The organism is Deinococcus maricopensis DSM 21211, from assembly GCF_000186385.1.
Taxonomy (GTDB): Bacteria; Deinococcota; Deinococci; order Deinococcales; family Deinococcaceae; genus Deinococcus_B; species Deinococcus_B maricopensis.
This window is the reverse complement of record NC_014958.1, coordinates 1,469,131-1,491,088: the sequence shown is the minus strand read 5'-3', so window position 1 is coordinate 1,491,088 and position 21,958 is coordinate 1,469,131. Positions and strand designations below refer to the sequence as shown.

Below are 21,958 nucleotides of genomic sequence, written 5' to 3'. Positions count from 1 at the left end.
ACTGTTGATGAGGTCCAAACCACACACTGAGGTGAACTGCATGCAAAAGAAACTGATCGGAATGATGTCTCTTGGCCTGATGCTGGGCAACGCGGCCCTGGCCGGCGGCAGCGGCGCGCCCGTCACCGCGCCCGCCGCGCAGCCCACCACCGCCAAACCCGCCCTGCCCGGCAGCTGCATGAGCATCGCGGACATTGTCGCGCGTGACCCGCAGTTCAGCACGCTGCTCGTGGCCGTCGAAGCGGCCGGCCTCACCAACACCCTCAAGAACGGCGGCCCGTACACGGTGTTCGCCCCCACCAACGCGGCGTTCGACAAGCTGCCCAGCGATCAGCTCAGCATGGTCCTCAACGACCCCGCGATGCTGCAGAGCCTGCTGATGTACCACGTCGTGCCCGGCAAGGTGAACGCCAAGCAGGTCATGAGCCTCAAGCAGGCCCGCACGGCGCAGGGCAGCAACGTCATGGTCATGACCAGCGGCAACAAGGTCATGATCAATGACGCCACCGTCGTGAAGGCTGACGTGATGGCCTGTAACGGCATCGTGCACGTCATCGACACGGTCCTGATGCCCCAGAACATGATGGGCGGCATGACCGACACGACCACGACGGCGACGACCACGACCGCCGCGCCCGTGAGCAGCACGCCGGTCGTGATTCCCGCCACGCCCGTGAGCAGCACCACGACCACGACGACCACCACGTCGACGGCCACCACCGACACCACGACCAGCACGGACGCGACCGCGACGACGGACACCAGCACCGACACGACGGCCACGACCGACACCACCACTGACGCCACGACGGATACCAGCACCGACACGACGGCGACCACCACCGAAACGACCGGGACGACCACCGCGACGACCGGCACCACCACGACCACGACGGGCACCATGACGCTCGACCAGGTCCTGGCCGACGCGCGCTTCAGCACGCTCAAGGGCCTGCTCGACCAGGCCGGCCTGACCCAGACGCTCCTGGACGGCGAGTACACCATCTTCGCGCCCACCAACGACGCGTTCGCGAAGCTCAGCGCCGACCAGGTGGCCGCGCTGCAGGCCAACCCGGATATGCTCAAGGACGTCTTGCTGTACCACGTCGTTGACGGCGCGCAGGACAGCGCAATGCTGGGCGAGCTCGGCGTCGTCACCAGCCTCGCTGGCGGCGACCTGAACGTCATGAGCGAAGGCGGCACGCTGATGGTCAACGACGCCACCATCGAAGGCACCGGCATGATGGCCGGCAACAGCATGGTGTACGTGATCGACACCGTCCTGATGCCCGACACGGCGAACGGCGACGCGGCCTCCAGCGACGTCAGCGCCGAAGCGCCCGCGCTCATGACCCTCAACGAAGTGCTCGCCGCCGACCCGCGCTTCAGCACCCTGAACGAGCTGCTCGGCACCAGCGGCCTGGGCACGCAGCTCGCCGCGGCCGGTGAGTACACCATCTTCGCGCCCACCAACGACGCGTTCGCGAAACTCACGGCGACGCAGCTGAGCGAACTGCGCGCGAACCCCGAACTCCTCAAGCGTGTGCTCGGCTACCACATCATCAGTGGCCAGTACACGGTGAGCGACGCCAGCAGCCTGACGGGCGAGGCGACGCTCGCAGGCGCGCCGCTGCAGCTCCGCAGCGAGGGCGGCAACTACATGCTCGGCACCGCGACGGTCATCGACGCGGACCTCCCGGCGACCAACGGGTACATCCAGGCCATCGACACGGTCCTGATGCCCCCCGCCCAGCCCTGAGCTTCCCCTCAGATTCATGAACAGCCGCCCATCTGGGCGGCTGTTCTGTTGGCTGCGCTTGACGGGCCTTCGCTGCAGCCCGTACAGTTCTTTCGTTGTTTACGAAAGCATAGAGGAAGGGTAAACACGCTTGAACACGGGAATTCATGCGGCACTCTCGTTGACCCGGTCATCGGGAGCGAAAATTACGTAAGACTGCTCGATCATCGGCGTCAATGATCGAACGGCGGTGCGTTCCGTCTCCCCCGCGCGCCTTAGGGGGATTTTCACCCGCTGTTCCCTACCGGCCCGTCAGGATGCCCTCATCCCCGGTGGCGTCCACATCCGCCCGAACCTCACGCGACCACCCAAGGAGGCCCCATGGCAGACTTTCAGTTCCTCGACGTCCGCAAACCCGACGGGCGACCCATGACGCTCTACGGCCTGCACGACATCCACGTTGACGGCCCCATCCCCTCCCCCAGTCCCACCCCCGTGGACGCCCGCTCGCAGCTGCGCTGGCACCCGGTGCGCGGCGAATGGGTCGCGTACGCCGCGCACCGCCAGGACCGCACGTTCCTGCCGCCCGCCGACTTCAACCCGCTCGCGCCCACCACTGACCCCGAGCACCCCACCGAACTGCCGCAGGGGCGCTACGACATGGCCGTGTTCGCGAACCGCTTCCCGAGCCTCACGCTGAGCGCGCCCGACCCGGACCCCGTGCCGGGCGTGGCGGCGCGCGCCGGCGTCGGCGCGTGCGAGGTCGTGGTGTTCACGCAGGACGCGAGCGCCAGCCTCACGGACCTCGGAGACGAACGCATGGCGCTGCTGCTGCGCGTCTGGGCGGACCGCACGGAGCGCCTCCGCCTCGACCCGCGCATCCGCCACGTGCTTCCCTTCGAGAACCGCGGCGTGGAGGTCGGCGTGACCCTGCACCACCCGCACGGGCAGATCTACGCCTACGACCACGTGCCGCCCGTGCAGGCCCGCGCCGTCGAGACCCTCCGCACGCACCTCACGCAGCACGGCCGACCGTGGCTGACGGACTTCGTGGCGGAGGAACGCGCCGCGCAACTGCGCCTGCTGCGTGACGACGGCCTCGCGCTGTCCCTGGTGCCGCCGTTCGCGCGCTACAGCTATGAGACGTGGGTGCTGCCTACCCGTCCGGCCGCGCACCTTTCGGACCTCACGGACGACGAGCTTGACGCGCTCGCCCGCGTCCTGCGGGACGCCCTGCGCCGCCTCGACGCGCTGTTCGCGCGGCGCATGCCGTACCTCATGACGGTCCAGCAGGCGCCCGTGAACGATGGCGAGCACCCCGAGTGGCCGCTGCGCATCGAGATCTACCCGGCGCTGCGCGCGCCGAACAAACTCAAGTACCTGGCGGGCACCGAACTGGGCGCCGGGGTCTTCGCGAACGACAGCTTGCCCGAAGCGAAAGCTGCTGAACTGAGAGGAGTCACCCTTGAAGACGTTTGATGAGGTGTTCGGGCGCGCGCCCGACGTGACGGCCAGCGCGCCGGGCCGCGTGAACCTGCTCGGCGAGCACACCGATTACCAGGGCGGGTTCGTGCTGCCCACCGCCATCCCCCAGGACACGACGGTGCACATGGGCCGCAACGGCACCGCGGAGCACCGCGTGTACGCCGCGGACCTGGAGCGGCACGCGCGCTTCCCGGTGGGCGCGAACGCCGAGCCACACTTCGCGCAGTACGTCGCGGGCGCGCTGGCGCTCGCGGGCGTGCAGGAGGGCGTGGACGTGCACGTGACCTCCACCGTCCCGATGGGCGCGGGCCTGTCGAGCAGCGCCGCGCTGGAAGTTTCGACGCTGCGCGCCGCCCGCGAACTGTTCGCTCTGGACCTCGACGACGTGCGGGTCGCGCAGATCGCGCAGCGCGCCGAGATCGAGTTCGCGGGCGTGAACTGCGGCATCATGGACCAGATGGCGAGCAGCCTCGCGGACGCGCGGCGGATGCTGCGCCTCGACACGCGCACGCTGGAACGCGAGACGCTGCCGCTGCCGGGCGGCGCGCAGGTGCTGGTGATCGATTCGGGCGTGCCGCGCAGCCTCGCGGAGAGCGGGTACAACACGCGCCGCGCGGAAGTGGAGGAAGCCAGCCGCCTGTTGGGCGTGCACGAACTGCGTGACGTGACGGACGTGCAGGTCGTGGAGACGCTGCCGGAGCCGCTGAACCGCCGCGCGCGACACGTCGTCACGGAGAACGCGCGGGTGCTCGCGGCGGTGAACGCCGACGCGGCCGCGTTCGGGCAGCTCATGAACGCGAGCCACGCGAGCCTGCGCGACGACTACGAGGTGAGCCACCCGAAGGTGGACGAACTGGTGGAGTTGCTGCAGACGCACGCGGACGTGTTCGGCGCGCGCATGACCGGCGCGGGGTTCGGCGGGGCGCTGGTGGCGCTCGTGCGGGAAGGCGCGGCCGAAGCAGTCGCGGCGGACGTCCTCGCGCAGTATGACGGGCCGGGCCGCCGGGTGGTGCCCTGAGCGTCCCAGCCGCTGCATCCCCTTGACCCGGAGTGCATAGCGCGCTATTGTGAGGTTATCAGCGCCCGAAAGGGCGCTTTTTCTTTGCCTGGCTGCGCGTGCCCAGGGCCCACGTGGGCGCCGCTCCTGCGTTCAGGGTTCGAAGCGTTCCGGGTGCAACGCGCGGAATTCCGCCCACGCGGCCTCGTCGCGTCGCAGCGCGCGCGCCTCGGTCCAGTCCCAGAAAGGCGTGTACAGGCTGCGCGCGAGCTGCACCTCCTCGCGGAAGATCGCGGCGCTCAGTCCGCCCTCGCGCGCGAGGCCGCTCGTGTCGTACGCGCGCAGCGCCGCGTCCCGGTCGTAGGGAACAGCCTGGAAGGTCGGCGTCCACGCGTCACCGTGCAGGTCCAGCGTGAGGTACTGCGCGCGCGGGTCGCGGTTGAATGGCGACCCGACCGCGCCGGTGTTGAGCCAGCGGCGCGGCCCGACGTGCCGGTCGTACGGCACGTGGATGTGCGACCCGACCAGCACGTCCGCGCCGTGCGCGTCGAGCAGCGCGTCATGGCGGGCGTCGTCCAAGTGGCCGCTGAGCGGCTCGCGGTAATGGTCGGGCGTGCCGTGCGCGATCAGGACGCGGGGCGCGCCGGGCAGGTCCACGCGGTGCGTCATCGGCCAGCGCCGCAGTTCCGGCAGCAGGCCCGCCTGGTCAAGCTGCGCGGCGCTCCAGGCGGTCGCGCGCCAGAACGGGTCGTCGAACCATTCGGCGGGCAGCGCGTCGCTGCGCGCCTGCCAGAGGACCATCAGGTCGTCGTGGTTGCCGAGCGTGAAGGTCACGCCCGCGCCGAGCAGCCGTTCCAGCGCGGCGACGCTGTCCGGGCCGCGGTTCACGACGTCGCCATTCACGACGAGCTCGTCGTACCCGCGGGCGCGCGCGTCCGCGAGGGCCGCCTGGAGGGCCTGGAGGTTGCCGTGCACGTCGGCCATGACGGCCACCCGGTACGTGGGGGGGGCGTCGTCGCGGGGCATCGCGGCTCAGTGTAGCGGGCGTCCGGGGGGCGCGCCGTGACGGAATCGTTCATGCGTCCGCCGTGGGGCGCGGGGTGGGCGCGCTACAGTGGGCAGCATGGTGGAGGCCTTGATTGGGAACACGCCCGTCGTGCAGCTCACGCGTGTCGTGGAAGACGGCATGGCGGACGTGTTCGTGAAGCTGGAGGGCCTGAATCCGGGCGGGAGTATCAAGGACCGCACGGCGCTCGGCATGGTGGAGGACGCGGAGCGGCGTGGGCTGCTGCAGCCCGGCGGGACGATCGTGGAGCCGACCAGCGGGAACACCGGCATCGGGCTGGCGCAGGTGGCGGCGGCGCGCGGGTACCGCCTGATTCTGTGCATGCCGGCGCAGATGAGTGAGGAGCGCAAGCGGACGCTCAAAGCGTACGGCGCGGAGCTGGTGCTCACGGATCCGGAGCGGCGCATGCTCGCCGCGATCGAGGAGGCCGAGCGGATCGCGCGGGAGACGGGCGCGTGGATGCCGAACCAGTTCGCGAATCCTGCGAACCCGGCGGTGCACGAGGCGACGACCGGCCCGGAGCTGTGGCAGCAGCTGGACGGGCGCGTGGACGCGTTCGTGTACGGGTCCGGGACGGGCGGGACGATCACGGGCGTCGGGCGGTACCTGCGGCGCATGAACCCGGACGTGCGCATCGTGGCGGTGGAGCCGGCGCGCAGCAACGTCTTGTCGGGCGGCGCGCGCGGTGAGCACGGCTTCCAGGGGATGGGGCCGGGGTTCATTCCGGAGAACCTGGACCGCCGCGTGATTGACGAGGTGGTGCAGGTGTGGGAGGAGGACGCGTTCCCGCTCGCGCGGCGGCTCGCGCGGGAGGAAGGCGTGTTCGTGGGGATGTCGAGCGGCGCGATCCTGTGGGCGGCGCTGCAGGTGGCGCGGCAGCTCGGGCCGGGGCGGCGCGTGGCGACCATCGCGTGCGATACGGGCGCGCGGTATCTGACGACCATGTTGTACGCGTCGGATGAGGGGACGCCGCCCGGGTACCGACCGTACTCGCGCGAGTCGGCGTAACGTCCGCCGGTTCTGACGGTTCTGTCACGGGGGCGCGCAGCTCAGGCCACGCGCCCCCGTGGGTGCTCAGTCGGCGGCGAAGGCGTTCGTGTCGTCCAGCAGCAGCACGTGCGCGGTGCGCAGGCCGTGCCTGACGCGGTAGGTTTTCACGCGGGTGCCGGGTTGCGCGTCGAGGTCCTGGGCGGCGTCCAGCGTGCCGGTGACGTACCACGCGCCGTCAGGGCTGGGGCGCAGGACGTACAGGGTGGCGCTGGTGGCCGTGGCGTGCTCGAAGGACAACAGGTCCCGGGCGCTGTACCACACGGTCGGGCCGAAGTGTCGGTGCATGAGGTCCAGCTCGTCCTCACGCAATCCGATAGGTGACCGACCGTTCATGAGTTCAATGTAGCGACGGGGCCCTGACACAGGTCTTACGGACGCGAGGTTTTTCATAGCGCAAACACTCATGACGCATGAACGTCTGATGAGGCCACATCGGTCAGGGAGATGTGAAGTGCGCCAAGAAAGGCCGCGCAGCGCGCGCGCCGCGAAGTGTGTACGGTACGGCGTACGCATGTCCGCTCCTGCCCCCGCCCATGTCCACGTCCGCCGCCTCCTCGCCTTCCTCGCCAAGTACTGGCGGGCGCTGCTCGCGCTCGCCGCCGGGCTGGTTCTGCCACTGCTCGGCTTCGCGGCCATCGCCGAGGACGTGTACGAGAAAGAACCGTTCGACTTCGAGGAGCCGCTGATGCTCGCCATCCACCGCAGCAGCTCCGACGGCCTGAATCACGTGGCGGGCGCCATGTCGATTTTCGGCAGCCTGAAAGGCATGCTGCCGGTCACGCTGCTGCTCACGGTGCTGCTGTACCGCGTGCGCGCGCGTCTCGGCTACTTCGCGCTGCTGACGCTGGGCGGCGTGGCGCTCATCAACACGCTGCTAAAGCAGATTTTCGACCGGCCCCGCCCGGCGCTGTGGACGCCGTTCATGCCCGAACCGGACTTCTCGTTCCCGAGCGGGCACGCGATGTTCGCGTCGGCGTTGGCGTCCATGCTCGTGGCGGTGCTGTGGCCGACCCGGTGGCGCCTGCCGGCCCTGCTGCTCGGCGTGTTCTATGTGCTGCTCATGATGTGGTCGCGCGTGTACATCGGCGTGCATTACCCCACCGACGTGACCGGCGGGGCGCTGTTTTCGGTCGCGTGGGTGTTCGGCCTGAGTCAGATTCTAGGCATTCACCGGGTGCTCGCGCCGCGCGCGCCCGCACCGTCGCCCGAAGGCGCCTGAGACGCGCCGGAGCAGCCGTTACTCATTGGCGCGTACCATGCGCATGAACGTAAGCTGAAGCCCCACAGCGGTCCCCCACCCGCAGGAGGAGGCTTCCCATGCCGAACGTGCATCCGCGTCCCGAGGTCACCCCGTGAAGTCCCGGCCGCACGTCGCGCCGCTCGACGCCCTGCGCGGCCTCGCGGCGTTGTCGGTCGTGCTGTTCCACACGGCCCTGCTGTACCAGCAGAGCCTGCGCCCGGAGGACCACGCGGCGCAGCAGGTGCTGAGCGTCCTGCGTCTCACGCCGCTGCATCCGCTGTTCGCCGGGCAGGAATCGGTGCTGGTGTTCTTCGTGTTGAGCGGCCTGGTGCTGTTCCTGCTGCTGCACGGGCGGCCCATGACGTACGGCGCGTACGTCCGCAAGCGCCTGCTGCGCCTGTACCCGCCGTACCTCGCGGCCGTGCTGGTCAGCATGGCGCTCGCCGCCGCGCTGGGCGGCCGAGCCCTGCCGGACATGGGCGCGTGGGTGAACAGCCTGTGGCCGCACCCGCCCACCGCCGCGGACCTGGCCGGGCACGTGATCGCACTCGGCAACGCGAACACCGAGCCGTACAACTTCGTGCTGTGGTCCCTGGTGCAGGAGTTGCAGATCAGCCTGCTGTTCCCGCTGCTGTACCTCGCGCTGCGCCGCTGGCGGCCCGCCGTGATCGTCGGCGCGGGCGTGGCGCTGAGCGTCGCCGCGAACGCTGGGGCCCTGGCGCTCGCGCACGTGTCCGCGCCGCTGGCGCTCGCGTGGTCTCCCCTGCTGAACACGGCGCATTACCTGCTGTTCTTCGCGGTGGGCGCGCTCATGGCGCAGCACAGCGCGGCGCTCGGCGCGTGGTACGCGGCGCTGCCGCGCGCCCGCAAGACCGCGCTCCTCACCGCCGGACTCCTGAGCTCCTCGTACGGCGGGCTGGTCCTCGCGCACGCGGGGGTGTCGTCCCGCATTGGGGACCTGCTGATCCTGCCAGGCGCGTTCGTGACGGTCCTCGTGTTCGCGCATGAGGTGCGCCTCGCGCGCTTCGCGGGGAGCGCGCCGCTGCAGTTCCTGGGCCGCGTGTCGTACAGCCTGTACCTGTACCACGCGGTGGTCCTCCTGGCGTTCGTGTTCGCCCTGCACGGGCGCGCGCCGCTCCCAGTGATCCTGGGGGGCGCGCTGCTGGCCACGCTGCCGGTTGCGGCGCTGGCGTACCTGCTGGTGGAGCGGCCCGCGATCCGCTGGAGCCGCGCGCCGGTCCGCCGCGCCGCCCGCGCGGACGGTGCCGTCGCGGCCCACGCGGCGCAGGCCGACTGACCGGCAGTCGGCCTGCGCCGCGCGCGGTCAGGTCAGGGCGCGTTCCAGGCGGGTCAGCGCTTCCGTGAGGATCGCGCGGGACGTGGCGAAGTTCAGGCGCGCGTACCCGGCGTACGCGGCGCCGAACGTCGCGCCGTCGTTGAGGGCGAGGCCGTACGCCAGCAGGTGCTCCGCGATGCCCGCGCCGTGCCCGGTCGCGCGCAGGTCCAGCCACGCAAGGTACGTCGCTTCGGGCGCGTGGAAGTGCACCTGCGGCAGGCGTTCGCGCAGGAAGTCCGCCACGAAGTCGCGGTTGCCGCGCAGGTACGCGAGGACGCCCGCGAGCCAGGTGCCGTCCTCTTCCAGGGCGGCGCGCCACATGGTGACGCTCAGGGCGCTCGGGTGACCCATCAGGCCCTGTCCGGCGCGCGCGAGCCGGGCGATCAGCGCCGGGTTGTGGCTCACAGCCGCGCCGATGCCCAGCCCGGCGGTGTTGTACGCCTTGCACGGCCCGGTGAGGGTGATGGTGCGCTCACGGAGGTCGTCGCGGACGGCGGCGAACGGCGTGAACGTCCCGTCGAGCGTGAGGTCCGCGTGCAGCTCGTCCGTGACGACCCACAGGCGGTGCTGCGCGGCGAAATCCGCGAGGCGCGTGAGTTCGTCTGCCGTCCAGACGCGCCCGGTGGGGTTGTGCGGGTTGCAGAGCATCAGCAGGCGCGTGGCCGGCGTGACCGCCGCGTCCAGCGCCGCCCAGTCGATGCGCCAGCCGTCCGCCGTGACCTGCAGCGGCGCCTCGCGGACCGTGCGGCCCTGGTCGGTGATGGCGCTCAGGAACGGTGGGTAGATGGGCGTCATGGTGATCACGTCGTCCCCGGCGCTCGTCAGGGCGCGCACGGCGGCGTACAGGCCCGGCACGACGCCCGGCAGGAAGTGCACCCAGCCCTCGTCGGGCAGGTCGGTGAGGCCCTGCCCGCGCAGTTTGGCGTGCAGGCGCGCCATGAGCGGCGCGTCCCCGTGCAGCTGGTGGTACCCGAGGCCGCGCGAGAGGCGTTCCGTGAGGGCGCGCGTGATGCCCGGCGCGACCGGGAAATCCATGTCCGCGACCCACAGGGGCAGGACGCCCTCGGGGTACTTCGTCCACTTGTAGCTGTCGGCGTGGCGCAGGTCGTCGGGCGTCAGGGCGTCAAGGGGGGCGTGCGTCATGCGCGCAGCATAAGAGGTCCGCGTGGGCGCACACAGGCGCGCGTTACACAAGCGTCCGCGCGGCGCGCCTCTAGAATGCGGGCGTGATTGGGATTATTGGCGCAATGCGCGAAGAGATCGAGTTGCTGCTCGCGGACCTGCAGGACGCGGACGTTCACGAGGTGCCGGGCGTGCGCCTGCACGCCGGCACGCTGGACGGCGTGCGCGTGCTGGTGACGGAAGGCGGCATCGGCAAGGTGAACGCCGCGATGACCACCGTGGCGCTGATTGCGCACGGCGCGACGCGGGTGGTGTTCACGGGCGTCGCGGGGGGCGTGCACCCCAGCCTGCGCGTGGGCGACATCGTCGTGAGCACCGACTGTGTGCAGCACGACGTGGACGTAACCGCGCTGAACTACGCGCTCGGCACGATTCCCGGCGAGGCGCCCGCATGGGCGGCGGACGACGCGCTGCGCGCAGTGGCCACGCAGGCGGCGCGCGCGCTCGGCGAGGTGAACGTCGTGGAGGGCCGCGTGGCGAGCGGCGATCAGTTCGTGGCGTCGCGGGAGCGCGTGGCGTGGCTGCGCGAGACGTTCGGCGCGGCGTGCGCGGAGATGGAGGGCGCGGCGGTCGCGCAGGTGTGTGCGAAGTCGGGGGTACCGTTCGTGGTGATCCGCAGCGTGAGTGACACGGCCGACGGGGGCGCGCACGTGGACTACCGGGAGTTCATGCCGCTGGTGGCGCGCCGCGCGAAGCAGGTGGTGCGCGGCATGCTGCCGCACCTGGCGTGAGCGCCGGGGTGCGCCCCCCGGCGGTGCGGTTCCTGGGGGGCTTGGGGGCGCTGTGTGCGTTCGCGGCGCTCGGGCAGGTCGTGTCGGGCGTCCTGCCGCTGCCGTTGCCGGGCAGCGTGGTGGGGCTGCTGCTGCTGTGGGGGGCGCTCAGCGCCGGGTGGGTGCGGCTCCCGTGGGTGGAGGACACTGCCGACGGGCTGCTCGGCGTGCTGAGTCTGCTGTTCGTGCCGGCCACGGTGGGGGTCGTGGCGTTTCTGGGGGCCGGGTGGGCGTGGCCGGTGTGGCTGCTGATCCTCACGGCGGGCGCCCTGGTGGGTGGGGGCGTGGCGGGCCTGAGCGCGCAGGCCCTCGCGCGCCGCGCGGACGACGCGTGACGTTCCTGGCGCTGACGCTGCTGGCGTACGCGCTGGGCGTGACCGTGCAGGGGCGGTGGCGCACGCCGCTCGCGCACCCGACGCTGGTGGCGTCCGTGCTGCTGGCCGCGGTGCTGCTGCTGACGGGCACGCCGTACGCGCAGTACGCACGGGACACGTCCGGCCTCACGGCGCTGCTCTCGCCGGCGGTGGTGGCGCTCGCGGTGCCGCTGCACCGTCAGCGGGCGCTGCTGCGCCGCGCGTGGCGCTCGCTGCTGCTGGGCGGCGCGGCCGGCACCCTGACGGCGCTGCTGGTGAACGTCGTGGGCGCGTGGGCGCTCGGCGTGGACCGCACGGCCGCGCTGGCGCTGCGTACGGACGCGGCGACCAGCCCGGTGGCGGTGGCGCTCGCGCCGCTGCTGGGCGGGTCGGGCGCCCTCGCGGCGGTCCTGGCAGTCCTGTCGGGCCTGATGGGGGCGCTGCTGCTGCCGGCGTGGCTGTCGCGGCTGGGCGTGCGGCACCCGCTGGCGCGCGGCGTGGCGCTGGGGAGCGTCGCGCACGGCGTCGGCACGGCGCGCGCCCGTGAGGAGGGCGAGGAGACGGCCGCCGCGAGCAGCGTCGGCATGGGGCTCGGGGCGATCCTGGTGACGCTGGCTGTGGCGTTCACGGCCCGCTGAGGCTCAGGGCAGCGGCTTTCCCTTGTACGTCATGCCGGCCACGGCGCTCAGCGCGTCCCGCAGGGCCCCTTCGGGCAGCGGCTGGTAGCCGTTCACGCGCAGGCGCTGCGCGTCCGTGAGGATCCACTTCAGCAGGCCTTTCAGGGCGCGCGCCTGCGCTTCGGTGCGCGCGCCGTACCCCTGGTCGGCGTACGCGAGCAGGTACGAGTAGCTGGTGAGCGGGTAGCCGCGCGGGGCGTCCACGACGCTGCCGGGATTCGTGGCGGTGCGCGCGGCTTCGTCGATGGTGGCGGGCGTGGCGCTCACGAACGCGCCCGCGCGGTTGCGGAGCTGCGCGTACGGCAGCTTCAGGCGCGCGGCGTACACGAGTTCCATGTACCCGATGGCGCCGGGCGTGTCGTTCACGATGCGGGCGAGGCCGTCGTTGCCGCGCGCGGGCGTCCCGCCGGGCCAGTTGAGGCGCGTGGCGATGCCGGCGGCGCGCTGCCAGTCCGCGCTGGCGTGCGCGAGGTACGTGCTGAACAGCTGCGTGCTGCCGCTCGCGTCACTGCGGTGCACGACGCTGACCGGCAGGTTCGGGAACGTGACGCCGTCGTTGAGGCCCGTGATGCGCGGGTCCCGCCACGTGCGGATGCGGCCCAGGTACATGTCCGCGAGGACGTCGGCGCTGAGTTTGACGCGTTCGGTCACGCCCGGCAGGTTGTACGCGACGACGATGGCGCCGAGCGCGGCGGGCACCTGCAGGACCCGGCCGGGCGCGCGGGCGGCGTCGGCGGCGCTCAGCGGCGTGTCGCTCGCGCCGAAGTCGACGGTGCGGCGCAGGAACTGCGTCTGCCCGAGGCCGCTGCCGAGCGGCTGGTAGTTGACCTGCACGCCCTCGCGTTTGGCGTACTCGTAGAAGTACCGGCTGTACAGCGGGTACGGAAAGCTGGCGCCCGCGCCGGTGAGCGTGACGGCGTGCGCAGTCGAGAGCAGGGCAAGCGCGAGGGCGGCTGTACGTTTCACGGTTCCAGGGTAGCGTGGGCTTTACAGTGGCGTCGTGAAGACCAAGGCTTTCGTGAGGGTCACGTGCTGACCAAACGCATCATTCCGTGCCTGGACGTGCAGGCGGGCCGCGTCGTGAAGAACGTCCGCTTCTTCGAGAACCACCGGGATGCCGGGGATCCGCTGGCGCTCGCGCAGGCGTACGAGGCGCAGCAGGCGGACGAGCTGGTGTTCTACGACATCACCGCGACGCACGAGGGCCGCAGCCTGATGCTGGATGTGGCGCGGCGCGTGGCGGACGAGGTGATGATGCCGCTCACGGTGGGCGGCGGCGTGAACACCGTGGACGACTTCCGGCAGCTGTTGATGGCCGGTGCGGACAAGATCAGCGTGAACAGCGGCGCGGTGCGCACGCCGGACGTGATTCGCGCGGCGTCGGACCACTTCGGCGCGCAGTGCGTGGTGCTGAGCGTGGACGCGAAACGCCGCGCGGACGGACGCGGTTGGAACGTGTTCGTGGGCGGCGGGCGCGTGGACACGGGCCTGGACCTGCTCGCGTGGGTGGAGCAGGGGCAGCGGCTCGGCGCGGGCGAGATCTGCCTGAACGTGATGGACGCGGACGGGACGCGCGCGGGCTTCGACCTGGAGGCGACGCGCGCGGTCGCGGAGGCCGTGGACCTGCCGGTGATCGCGTCGGGCGGCGCGGGGAAGCTGGAGGACTTTTATGACGTCCTCACAGTCGGGAAGGCGGACGCGGCGCTCGCGGCGAGCGTGTTCCACTTCGGGGAGCTGACGGTCCCGCAGGTGAAGGCGTACCTGAAGGAGCGCGGCCTCGCGGTGCGCCCCACGATGGCGGTGCTGCGATGAGCGCCCTGCCAGACACGTTAGAGGCGCTGCTGGCGCGTGTGCAGTTCGATGAGCGCGGGCTGGTGCCGGTCGTCACGCAGGACGCGTTGACGGGCGCGGTGCTGATGCAGGCGTACGCGAGCCGCGAGGCGCTGGAGCACACGCTGATCAGCCGCGAGGGCACGTACTACTCCCGTTCCCGCCAGGAGCTGTGGGTGAAGGGGAAGACGAGCGGGCACGTGCAGCGCGTCGTGAGCGTCCACGTGGACTGCGACGGCGACAGCGTCCTGTACCGCGTGGAGCAGACTGGCCCGGCGTGCCACACGGGTGAGACGAGCTGCTTTTTCACGCCGCTGCTGGAGTCCGGCGAGGGGGGCGGGCTGGACGGCGTGCTGGGGCGCGTGTACGGCACCATCTCGGAGCGGCTGCGGACGCTGCCGGAAGGCAGTTACGTGGCGCGGCTGCATGCAGGCGGCCTGGACCGCGTGCTGAAAAAGGTCGCGGAGGAGTCCGGGGAGGTGCTGCTCGCCGCGAAGAACCGTGACGGCGCGGAGCTGGCCACGGAGGTCGCGGACCTGTTCTTCCATACGCTGTTTGCGATGGCGGAGGTCGGCGTGACGCCCGGGGACGTGGCGCGCGTGCTGGAGGGCCGCGAGGGTAAGAGCGGTCTGAAAGGCCCGAAAGAAGTCGGCTGAGCGCCCGCCGCGGACGGGGCGGGGGCGGCCGGGCCCCCGCCCCTATCGTTGACGCTGCCTGGCCGCGCTGGAGTTCCAGCGCGGCCAGGTGAAAGGCGGCCCCGTGGGGCCGCTTTCCGGGGGGTGGTTCAGTTGCCGGTGATGGCTTTGTACGGGTCGACGAGGCCGTACCCGAAGTTGTCGTCCTTGCCGGCGGCGCCGAGGTCCTTGGCGGTGCTGGTGAGCAGGCTCAGCAGCTGGGTGTTGGTGAGGGTGGGCTTTGCGGCCCAGACGACGGCGGCGGCAGCGCTGACGTGCGGCGTGGCCATGCTGGTGCCGTCGAAGTACTCGTAGTCGGCGGCGCCGATGCTGACCGTACCGGTGGTGGGCAGCGCCGCGAGGGTCGCCTGGCCGTCCGCCTGCGTGATGCCGACGACGGGGACGGTCTTCTGGGTGTTGAGGGTCATGCCGAGTTCGCCGGCGGCGTTGTTATAGATCATGACGGCCTTGGCGCCGCTGGCGACGGCGTTGTTGACCTTCTCCTCGAAGGAGCAGGTGCCGCGGGCGATCAGGGCGATTTTGCCGCTGAGGGTCGCGTCGGTGGTGCCGACGCCGCACAGTTCGTTGTTGGCGGTGGTGGACCGCGCGATGGCGACGTTGCTGACGGTGCCCTGCGCGGCGAATTCGGCGGCGCTGACGCTGGCGTAGGCGGGGACGCCGCTGGCGCTGGCGCTGGCGCGTTCGCCCTTGCCGAGCGGGACGGTGCTGAGGACGTGCACGCCGGGGCCGACGAGGTCGACCTGCGCGCCGAAGTTGCTGAAGTCCGCCTTGGCTTCGTTCGCGTCAATGGCGCCCACGCCGACGACGTTGGTGTACGCGGCGGGGTAGCTGACGGCGGCGCCGTCGTTGCCGGTCGCGGCGATGATCAGGGCGCCTTTGTTGTAGACGTTGGTGTAGGCGCGCTGTTCGGTCTGGCTGGCGCGGCCGCCGCCGAGCGAGAGGCTGATGACGACTTTGTTTTCGGTGCCGCCCTGGCTCTTGAGTTGCGCGGCGCACCAGTTCACGCCGTTGATGATGCCGCTGCTGCTGCCGCTGCCGTCGTTGCCGAGCACGCGGGCCATGTAGAGGTTCACGCCGGGGGCGACGCCGCCGACGCCGTTGGGGTCCATGCCGCTCTGCGTGCCGGTGGCGCCGGTGCCGGCGCCGTACTGCGCGAAGATGGTGCCGCTGACGTGGGTGCCGTGGTGGCTGACATCGTTGGTCTGGTAGGGGTCGGTGTACGTTTCGCCGGTCACGAAGTTCTTGAAGCCTTTGAGTTTCTTCTGGAATTCGGGGTGGTTGGCGTCGATGCCGGTGTCGCCGACGCACACGGCCACGCCGGCCCCGGTGTAGTTGTTCGTGCGGAGGGTGGGGACGCGCAGGGCGCTGTCACCCCAGGTGTATTCGCCGCTGGCGGCGTAGGTGGTCTGGGCGTGCAGGGTCTGCGCGGCGAGGGTGGGTTTGGTGGGGGCGTCGCTGGTGACGCTGCGGAAGCCGAGGGCCTGGCGGACGGGTTCGGCTTCGACGTATTCGACGCCGGGGGCGTGGCGGAGCGCGTCGAGCTTGCTTTCGGGGATGCTGATGGCGGCGGCGGCGATGTCGCCCCATTGCTGGTGGATGGTGCCGCCGAGCGCTTCGATGGTGGCGCGCTGGTTGGTGAGCGTCTGGGCGCTGAGTTCGCCTTGTTTGAAGCCGACGAAGTACCGTCCGGTGGTTTCGACCTTGCTGGTGGGGGCGCTGGCGGTGGGGGCCGTGGGTTGCGGGGTGGTGGCGGTGGGCTGTCCGCAGGCGGCGAGGGTGAGGGCCAGGCCGAGCAGGGTGATGGAACGGGTACGGTTCATTCGTCCTCCTGAGGGTGCACGTGGGGATGACGCCGTGTGGGGCGCCGGTGTGCTGGGTTTGAAGATGCCGAATCTTAGTGTGCAGTGAGGTTTCAATACCTGCTTTGTCTAGACAGAATTTGCCGACTTCTGGCAGCTGAGGACGTTCGACGGCAACATTTAACGTAAGATAAAAATTTGCGAATTTTTTGTGTCGGCGTTTTGGGCTCCCCACGCACCTCAGCGCCTCTGAAGCAGAAGCGCGTGCCACACTCCCTCAGGAGTTCCTCATGTCCAGTGTTCCCTCAGGAGCCCACACAACAGGATGGGCGCGACGAGATTACTCGTCGCGCCCATCCTGCTTTCCTCAACGGCTCAGAAGCGTTCCGTCACCGTCTTGAGCTGCATGAAGTTCGTCAGGTAGTCCGGGCCCCCTGCCTTGCTGTCCGTGCCGCTCATGTTGTACCCACCGAACGGCTGCACGCCCACGATGGCGCCCGTGATCTTGCGGTTGAAGTACAAGTTCCCCGCCTCGAACTGCTCACGGGCCTGCTCCAGACGCGCGCGGTTCTTGCTGCACACCCCGCCCGTCAGGCCGTACTCGGTGCTGTTCGCAATCTCGATGGCGTGATCGAAATCGCGCGCGCGAATCACGGACACCACCGGCCCGAAGATTTCCTCCTGCGCGACGCGCGCGTACGCGTCCACGTCCGCGATGATGGTCGGTTGCACGTAGTAGCCCTTGCTACCGTCCACGCCGCCGCCCGCCACGATGCGGCCTTCGCTGCGGCCGATCTCGATGTACTTCTGGATCTTCTCGAACGACTCTTCGTTCACCACCGCCGTGACGTTCGCGTTCTCCTCACCGGTCCCCTGCTTCAGGGCGCCCACGCGCTCCACAAACGCGCTCAGCACGCGGTCGTACGCCTCGTCCGTGACAATCAGGCGGCTCATCGCGCTGCACTTCTGACCGTTGAAGCCGAACGCGCCCTGCACCGCAGCGGTCACGGCCACGTCCAGGTCGGCGGTCTCGTCGACGATCATGGCGTCCTTGCCGCCGAGTTCCATGATCACGCGCTTGATCCACTTCTGGCCCTTCTGGACCTTCGCGGCCACCTCGTTGATGTGCAGGCCCACCGCGCGGCTGCCGGTGAACGTGATGAAGCGCGTCTGCGCGTGCGTCACGAGGTACTCGCCGATCTCCTCGCCGACGCCCGTGAGGAACTGCAGCACGCCCGCCGGCATGCCCGCCTCGATCATCAGGTCCACGAACAGCGCCGCGATGCAGCCGCTGTCCTCGGCTGGCTTGGCGATCACGCAGTTGCCCGCGACGATGGGCGCAGCGAGCATGCCAGCGAAGATCGCGAGCGGGAAGTTCCAGGGGCTGATGCTCACGCCCACGCCCAGCGGGATGTACATCAGGCCGTTCTCCTCACCGGGGTACGGGAAGGTTTCGGCCGCGCCGAAGTGCGCGTACTTCATCGCCTGGCGCGCGTAGTACTCCAGGAAGTCGATGCACTCGGCGGTTTCCACGTCCGCTTCGGCGTAGTTCTTGCCGACTTCGAGGGTCATGAGGGCGTTGAATTCGTGGCGGCGGCGTTTGAGCATCGCAGCGGCGCGCAGCAGCACGCGCGCGCGGGCGTCCATGCTCCACGTTTTCCACTCGGCCCACGCGGCCCACGCGCCCTGCAAGGCCTGCTCGGCGTGCTCAACCGTGGCCTTGGCGGTGTACCCGACGATCTCCTGCGTGTCGCAGGGGTTCAGGCTGGTGAGCTTCTCGTCGGTGTGGACGCGCTCGCCGTTGATGACGAGCGGCCACGTCTTGCCGAGGTACTGTTCGCGGACGTACGTGAGGGCGTCCTGGTACGCCTGCACGTTTTCCGGCTGGCTGAAGTCAACGAAGTCCTGCGGGCGGTACGTTTCAACTTTGATCATGGTGCGTCTCCTTAACCTTTGAGCATGCCTTTGACGACGAACAGGACGTTGGCGGGGCGTTCCGCGATGCGGCGGCTGAAGTAGCCGTACCAGTCCGGGCCGTACGGGATGTACGCGCGGACGGTGAAGCCCTCGTCCGCGAGGCTCTTCTGGAGGTCGCGGCGGATGCCGTACAGCATCTGGAATTCGTACTGGCTTTTGGGGATGCCGTGCGCGATGGCGAAGTGTTTGACGTCCTGAATGATGCTTTCGTCGTGCGTCGCGACGTTGCAGTAGTTGCCGGCCTTGAGGTGCGCGTACACGAGTTTGCGGTAGGCGGCGTCCACGTCGGCTTTGTTGGGCATGGCGACGGTGGCGGGCTCCAGGTACGCGCCCTTCACGATGCGGAGGTTGGGTTTGAGGTCGTCGAGGCTGTCGCGGTCGGCCTCGCTGCGGTAGAGGTAGCTCTGGAGAACCGTGCCGACGGTGTCGTGGCCGAATTCGCCGACGAGGGTGCGGAACTGCGCGAGGGTGATGTCGACGCGTGGGTGGTCTTCCATGTCGAGGTTGATGAAGCCGCCGAGTGCCTTGGCGCGGCGCAGGATGCGGCGGGCGTTGGTGAGGCCGAGGTCCTCGCCGTTCACGGTGAGGCCCTGGCCGACGCTGCTGAGTTTGATGCTGGCGTAGATCGGGAAGCCTTTGCCTTCGGCGGCGTTCAGGAGCGCGAGAATCTGCTCGGCGAACTCATTGGCCTTTTCGGGCGTGTCGACGAATTCGCCGAGCAGGTCGAGGTTTCCGAGGATGCCCTGCTTGTGGAGGTCCTGCACGGCGGCGATGGCGGTGTCGATGGTTTCGCCGGCGACGAAGCGCTGGGCGACGCCCCACGCCTGCTTGCGGACGAGGCCTTCGACGCTTTTGTTGTTGGCGACGGTGAGGACGGCTTTGCGGTAGATCTGGTCAAACATTGGGGGTCTCCTGAGCGGCGTCGGGGTGTTCGAGATCGTGGAGGGCGAGGGCGGCGAAGGTGCGCACGTGCGCTTGGGCGGCGTCGCGAGCGCGTTGGCCGTCGCGGGCGAGGATGGCGTCGAGGATGGCGTGGTGTTGCGTGCGCGTGTCAGGGTGGGCGTTGTAGGTGCGCGTCTGGTGTTTGATCAGGGCGACGCGGTGTTCGAGCGTGCGGGCGAGGTCCGCGAGGACCGGGTTGCGGGCGGCGCGGGTGATGACGGCGTGGTACGCGAGGTCGAGTTGCGTCTGCGTGCGGTAGTCGTCGGGGGCGGCGTCGAGGGTGCCGAGGGCGGTCTGGAGGTCGCGGGCGTCCTCGGGGGTGTGGTGGTGCGCGGCGAGTTCGGCGGCGAGGCCGTCGAGAGTCTCGCGGACGCGGTAGGCGTCGCGGGCTTCCTGGGCGGTGACGCGGCGGACGCGGACGCCGCGGTTGGCGCTGGCGTCGAGGAGGCCTTCTTGCACGAGGCGCTGGATGGCTTCGCGGATGGGGGTGCGGCTGACGCCGAGGCGGGCGCACAGGTCGATTTCGGCGAGTTTCTCGCCGGGGGTGAGTTCTCCGCGCACGATGAGGTCGCGGAGGTGGCCGTACACCTCGTCGCGGATCAGGGCGGGACGTTCAAACATTCGTGGATATTGTATACAATCTGTGCCGCGCGGGGCAAGCGCACGGTACGATCACCCATGCCGCACCAACGCCCCCAACCGCACGAATACCATCCCTTCTACGACACGTACGTCAGCCTCGTCGGCCCCGACCCGGTCCTCCACACCCTGGAGAGCAGCGGCGTCCGCACCCGCGCCCTGCTGGGCCGCGTACCCGACGACCAGGCCGACCACACCTACGCCCCCGGCAAATGGACCGTCCGGCAGGTCGTCCGGCACGTCATCGACACCGAACGCGTCTTCGCCGCCCGCGCCCTGCGCGCCGCCCGCCACGACCGTACCCCCCTCCCCGGCTTCGACCAGGACGCCTGGATGAACGCTGCCGACGACGCCCACGTGCCCCTCAGCGCCCTCTCCGAGGAATTCAGCGCCGTGCGCGCCAGCACCCTGGCGCTCCTGCGTCACCTTCCGCCGACCGGCTGGGACCGCGCCGCCCACGCGAACGGCGCGGACGTCACCGTCCGCGCCCTCGCCTACATGATCGCCGGCCATGAACTGCACCACGTGCGCGGCCTGCAGGAACGCTACGGCCTGCGCTGAGCGCCCGCGCCGACTCAGGCGCGCAGGTCCGCCACGTCGCCCGGCGTCGCCGGGCGCGTCGCCCACCAGATCCACGCGACCACCGCCGTGGCAAGCAGCGCATTCACACTCAGCACCGTCGGGATGACGCCCGCGCCGTCACGCGCCACGAACCACCCCACCACCGGCTGAATCAGCGCGCCACCCAGACTCCCCGCCGTCAACAGGTACGGCGCGGCGCGCGTGCTGTACAGCTGCCCGAACCACGCGAGCGCCGTCGGGAACACCGGCCCGATCAGCAGGCCCACCAGCGGGTACGCGAACGGCGCGAGCGTCGGCACGCGCGCGGCCAGCAGCGTGAGCGTCGCGAGGACCAGCACGGCCGGCACGAGCGTCCGCCCAGGCAGGCGCGCCGCCACCGGCGCGCCCACGAAACGGCCCGCCGCGAACCCCACGCCGAACAAGCTCGCCAGGAACGCCGCCTGCGCCGCCGTGTGCGTGGCGCGCAGGTGCGCCGTCACCCAGGTGGCGACGCCCGCCTCCATGGCCACGTACAGCAGGAACAGCAGCGCGAACAGCGGCACGCCCGCGCGGGACGCCGCCGTGCGGACCGGCGGCGCGGCGGGCGGCGCCTCGGCGCGCGTGAGCGCGAGCGTCACGAGCAGCAGCGCGGCGCCGATCAGCGCGAAGGGCCACACTGCGCCGCGTACGCCCGTGAGGGCCCACACGACGATGGGCGCGAGAATCACGCCGACGCTGTACACGGCGTTCAGGAGATTCAGCAGCAGGGGCGCGCGCGCGCCGAGGTTCGCGAAGGCGAGGTTAAAGCCGCTGCTGAATAACCCCAGCCCCACGCCGCCCACCAGCGCGCCAACCATGGCGAGCGGCCAGACGGGCGCGAACGCGAGCGTCAGGGCGCCCACCACGAGCGTGCCGCCCGCCGTGAGCAGCATGCGTTTCAGGCCGAGCCACGGCAGCAGCCACGCGCTCAGCAGCGTCCCGGCCGCGCCGCCCAGGAAGTGCAGGCTGGCAAGCAGCGACACGACTTCGGTGCTGAGGCCGTAGCGGGCGCGGAAGAGCGGCATGGCGGGCCCGTACGCGGTCTGCATGATGCCGAGCAGAAGGAAGGTCACAAAACCCAGGGCGTACAGGAGCGAGAGGGGGCGCGTCACGGCGTTGCAGCATACCGTGCCCTGCACCGCGCAACTGGGTGGGCGTCATGAAAAAGGCTGTAAGAGCCCCGCAAGGCGCGCGCGGCGCGGCGCGGCGTAAGCTCCGCGCATGACTGAGCACGAACGCAACGACCGCGCCGCGCAGGAAAGCCCGGAAGGCAACGCTGAACGCGACCTGGAGAACGGCCGCATCGGCATTCCCGTGGATGAAGGCGCCCCGGCGGAAATCGTCGAGGACGCCATGCTGGTGGACGACCTCTTCCGCGAGGAGAACCGCGAAGACGCAAAAAACCCGAACGACGCGCCCGCGTTCGATGATGGCCGCCTGGGCGGCAGCGAGGGCGAGGAGCGCTCGGACTACGCGGACCCGTCCGCGGGGGATGCGGGCGGCGAGATTCACGGCGGCATCGGTCGCCGCCGCAGTGGCGGTTTCGACGGCGGCCCGGACCGCGACTGACCCGCTCGGTGGC

General features: G+C 70.4%; 22 protein-coding genes. 13 read left to right on the top strand and 9 right to left on the bottom strand.

Going from position 1 to position 21,958, the window contains the following annotated elements:
• Positions 1-40: 40 nt before the first annotated feature.
• The 3 genes from DEIMA_RS07020 (at position 41) to galK (ending at position 4,241) form a co-directional block, all read left to right on the top strand.
• A complete protein-coding gene (locus DEIMA_RS07020; protein ID WP_013556537.1) occupies positions 41-1,759 on the top strand; it encodes a fasciclin domain-containing protein in 1,719 nt (572 codons plus the stop codon).
• A gap of 360 nt (positions 1,760-2,119) precedes the next feature.
• A complete protein-coding gene (gene galT, locus DEIMA_RS07015) occupies positions 2,120-3,217 on the top strand; it encodes a galactose-1-phosphate uridylyltransferase (RefSeq protein WP_013556536.1) in 1,098 nt (365 codons plus the stop codon).
• The gene (gene galK / locus DEIMA_RS07010; RefSeq protein WP_013556535.1) at positions 3,204-4,241 is read left to right on the top strand and encodes a galactokinase; all 1,038 of its coding nucleotides are present in this window, start codon (positions 3,204-3,206) and stop codon (positions 4,239-4,241) included. The genes galT and galK overlap by 14 nt, the downstream gene beginning before the upstream one ends.
• 132 nt (positions 4,242-4,373) lie before the next feature.
• Here galK and DEIMA_RS07005 read toward each other — a convergent pair whose 3' ends face one another.
• On the bottom strand, positions 4,374-5,246 hold the full coding sequence (locus DEIMA_RS07005) for a metallophosphoesterase family protein (protein ID WP_013556534.1): 873 nt from the start codon (positions 5,244-5,246) through the stop codon (positions 4,374-4,376).
• Positions 5,247-5,343: 97 nt separating this feature from the next.
• Here DEIMA_RS07005 and cysK point away from each other — a divergent pair, with 97 nt between their 5' ends.
• Entirely contained in the window at positions 5,344-6,294 is a 951-nt protein-coding gene (gene cysK / locus DEIMA_RS07000) for a cysteine synthase A (RefSeq protein WP_013556533.1), read from the top strand.
• Positions 6,295-6,360: 66 nt separating this feature from the next.
• Here the strand turns inward: cysK and DEIMA_RS06995 are convergent, their stop codons facing one another.
• Positions 6,361-6,669 (bottom strand): hypothetical protein, encoded by a 309-nt coding sequence (locus tag DEIMA_RS06995; RefSeq protein WP_013556532.1) that lies wholly within the window; start codon positions 6,667-6,669, stop codon positions 6,361-6,363.
• 178 nt (positions 6,670-6,847) lie between these two features.
• On the opposite strand from DEIMA_RS06995, the gene DEIMA_RS06990 reads away from it, so the two are divergent.
• Both DEIMA_RS06990 and DEIMA_RS06985 read left to right on the top strand, forming a co-directional pair.
• Positions 6,848-7,555: a phosphatase PAP2 family protein gene (locus tag DEIMA_RS06990; protein ID WP_013556531.1), complete on the top strand. Its 708-nt coding sequence runs from the start codon at positions 6,848-6,850 to the stop codon at positions 7,553-7,555.
• Positions 7,556-7,688: 133 nt separating this feature from the next.
• A complete protein-coding gene (locus tag DEIMA_RS06985; protein ID WP_013556530.1) occupies positions 7,689-8,873 on the top strand; it encodes an acyltransferase family protein in 1,185 nt (394 codons plus the stop codon).
• A 27-nt stretch (positions 8,874-8,900) separates the two neighbouring features.
• Here DEIMA_RS06985 and DEIMA_RS06980 read toward each other — a convergent pair whose 3' ends face one another.
• A complete protein-coding gene (locus tag DEIMA_RS06980) occupies positions 8,901-10,055 on the bottom strand; it encodes a MalY/PatB family protein (RefSeq protein ID WP_013556529.1) in 1,155 nt (384 codons plus the stop codon).
• Positions 10,056-10,138: 83 nt separating this feature from the next.
• Here DEIMA_RS06980 and DEIMA_RS06975 point away from each other — a divergent pair, with 83 nt between their 5' ends.
• From DEIMA_RS06975 to DEIMA_RS06965, 3 genes are read left to right on the top strand one after another with little or no spacing between them, the layout of a single operon-like run.
• Entirely contained in the window at positions 10,139-10,825 is a 687-nt protein-coding gene (locus tag DEIMA_RS06975) for a 5'-methylthioadenosine/adenosylhomocysteine nucleosidase (protein ID WP_013556528.1), read from the top strand.
• Positions 10,822-11,199, top strand: coding sequence for a CidA/LrgA family protein (locus DEIMA_RS06970; protein ID WP_013556527.1), 378 nt, complete (start codon positions 10,822-10,824; stop codon positions 11,197-11,199). The genes DEIMA_RS06975 and DEIMA_RS06970 overlap by 4 nt, the downstream gene beginning before the upstream one ends.
• Positions 11,196-11,855 carry an LrgB family protein gene (locus DEIMA_RS06965; protein WP_013556526.1) on the top strand — a complete coding sequence of 220 codons (660 nt, stop codon included), beginning with the start codon at positions 11,196-11,198 and terminating at the stop codon, positions 11,853-11,855. Before DEIMA_RS06970 ends, DEIMA_RS06965 begins: the two co-directional genes overlap by 4 nt.
• 3 nt (positions 11,856-11,858) lie before the next feature.
• Here the strand turns inward: DEIMA_RS06965 and pstS are convergent, their stop codons facing one another.
• The gene (pstS, locus tag DEIMA_RS06960; protein ID WP_013556525.1) at positions 11,859-12,860 is read right to left on the bottom strand and encodes a phosphate ABC transporter substrate-binding protein PstS; all 1,002 of its coding nucleotides are present in this window, start codon (positions 12,858-12,860) and stop codon (positions 11,859-11,861) included.
• A 63-nt stretch (positions 12,861-12,923) separates the two neighbouring features.
• On the opposite strand from pstS, the gene hisF reads away from it, so the two are divergent.
• Both hisF and hisIE read left to right on the top strand, forming a co-directional pair.
• On the top strand, positions 12,924-13,706 hold the full coding sequence (gene hisF, locus DEIMA_RS06955; RefSeq protein WP_013556524.1) for an imidazole glycerol phosphate synthase subunit HisF: 783 nt from the start codon (positions 12,924-12,926) through the stop codon (positions 13,704-13,706).
• Positions 13,703-14,380: a bifunctional phosphoribosyl-AMP cyclohydrolase/phosphoribosyl-ATP diphosphatase HisIE gene (gene hisIE, locus DEIMA_RS06950; RefSeq protein WP_013556523.1), complete on the top strand. Its 678-nt coding sequence runs from the start codon at positions 13,703-13,705 to the stop codon at positions 14,378-14,380. The genes hisF and hisIE overlap by 4 nt, the downstream gene beginning before the upstream one ends.
• Before the next feature lie 128 nt (positions 14,381-14,508).
• On the opposite strand, the gene DEIMA_RS06945 is transcribed toward hisIE, so the two are convergent.
• From DEIMA_RS06945 to DEIMA_RS06930, 4 genes are all read right to left on the bottom strand, one after another.
• Positions 14,509-16,239: a S8 family serine peptidase gene (locus DEIMA_RS06945; RefSeq protein WP_013556522.1), complete on the bottom strand. Its 1,731-nt coding sequence runs from the start codon at positions 16,237-16,239 to the stop codon at positions 14,509-14,511.
• Between the two features lie 354 nt (positions 16,240-16,593).
• Positions 16,594-18,153, bottom strand: coding sequence for an L-glutamate gamma-semialdehyde dehydrogenase (gene pruA / locus DEIMA_RS06940; RefSeq protein WP_013556521.1), 1,560 nt, complete (start codon positions 18,151-18,153; stop codon positions 16,594-16,596).
• 11 nt (positions 18,154-18,164) lie between these two features.
• Positions 18,165-19,097, bottom strand: coding sequence for a proline dehydrogenase family protein (locus DEIMA_RS06935; protein WP_013556520.1), 933 nt, complete (start codon positions 19,095-19,097; stop codon positions 18,165-18,167).
• Positions 19,090-19,758 carry a GntR family transcriptional regulator gene (locus tag DEIMA_RS06930; RefSeq protein WP_013556519.1) on the bottom strand — a complete coding sequence of 223 codons (669 nt, stop codon included), beginning with the start codon at positions 19,756-19,758 and terminating at the stop codon, positions 19,090-19,092. Before DEIMA_RS06930 ends, DEIMA_RS06935 begins: the two co-directional genes overlap by 8 nt.
• A gap of 57 nt (positions 19,759-19,815) precedes the next feature.
• Between DEIMA_RS06930 and DEIMA_RS06925 the strand changes: the two genes are divergently transcribed.
• On the top strand, positions 19,816-20,337 hold the full coding sequence (locus tag DEIMA_RS06925) for a DinB family protein (protein WP_013556518.1): 522 nt from the start codon (positions 19,816-19,818) through the stop codon (positions 20,335-20,337).
• 14 nt (positions 20,338-20,351) lie between these two features.
• On the opposite strand, the gene DEIMA_RS06920 is transcribed toward DEIMA_RS06925, so the two are convergent.
• Positions 20,352-21,488, bottom strand: a complete 1,137-nt coding sequence (locus DEIMA_RS06920; protein ID WP_052303291.1) for an MFS transporter — start codon at positions 21,486-21,488, stop codon at positions 20,352-20,354.
• Positions 21,489-21,597: 109 nt separating this feature from the next.
• Between DEIMA_RS06920 and DEIMA_RS06915 the strand changes: the two genes are divergently transcribed.
• A complete protein-coding gene (locus tag DEIMA_RS06915; protein WP_013556516.1) occupies positions 21,598-21,945 on the top strand; it encodes a hypothetical protein in 348 nt (115 codons plus the stop codon).
• The last annotated feature ends 13 nt before the right edge of the window (positions 21,946-21,958 follow it).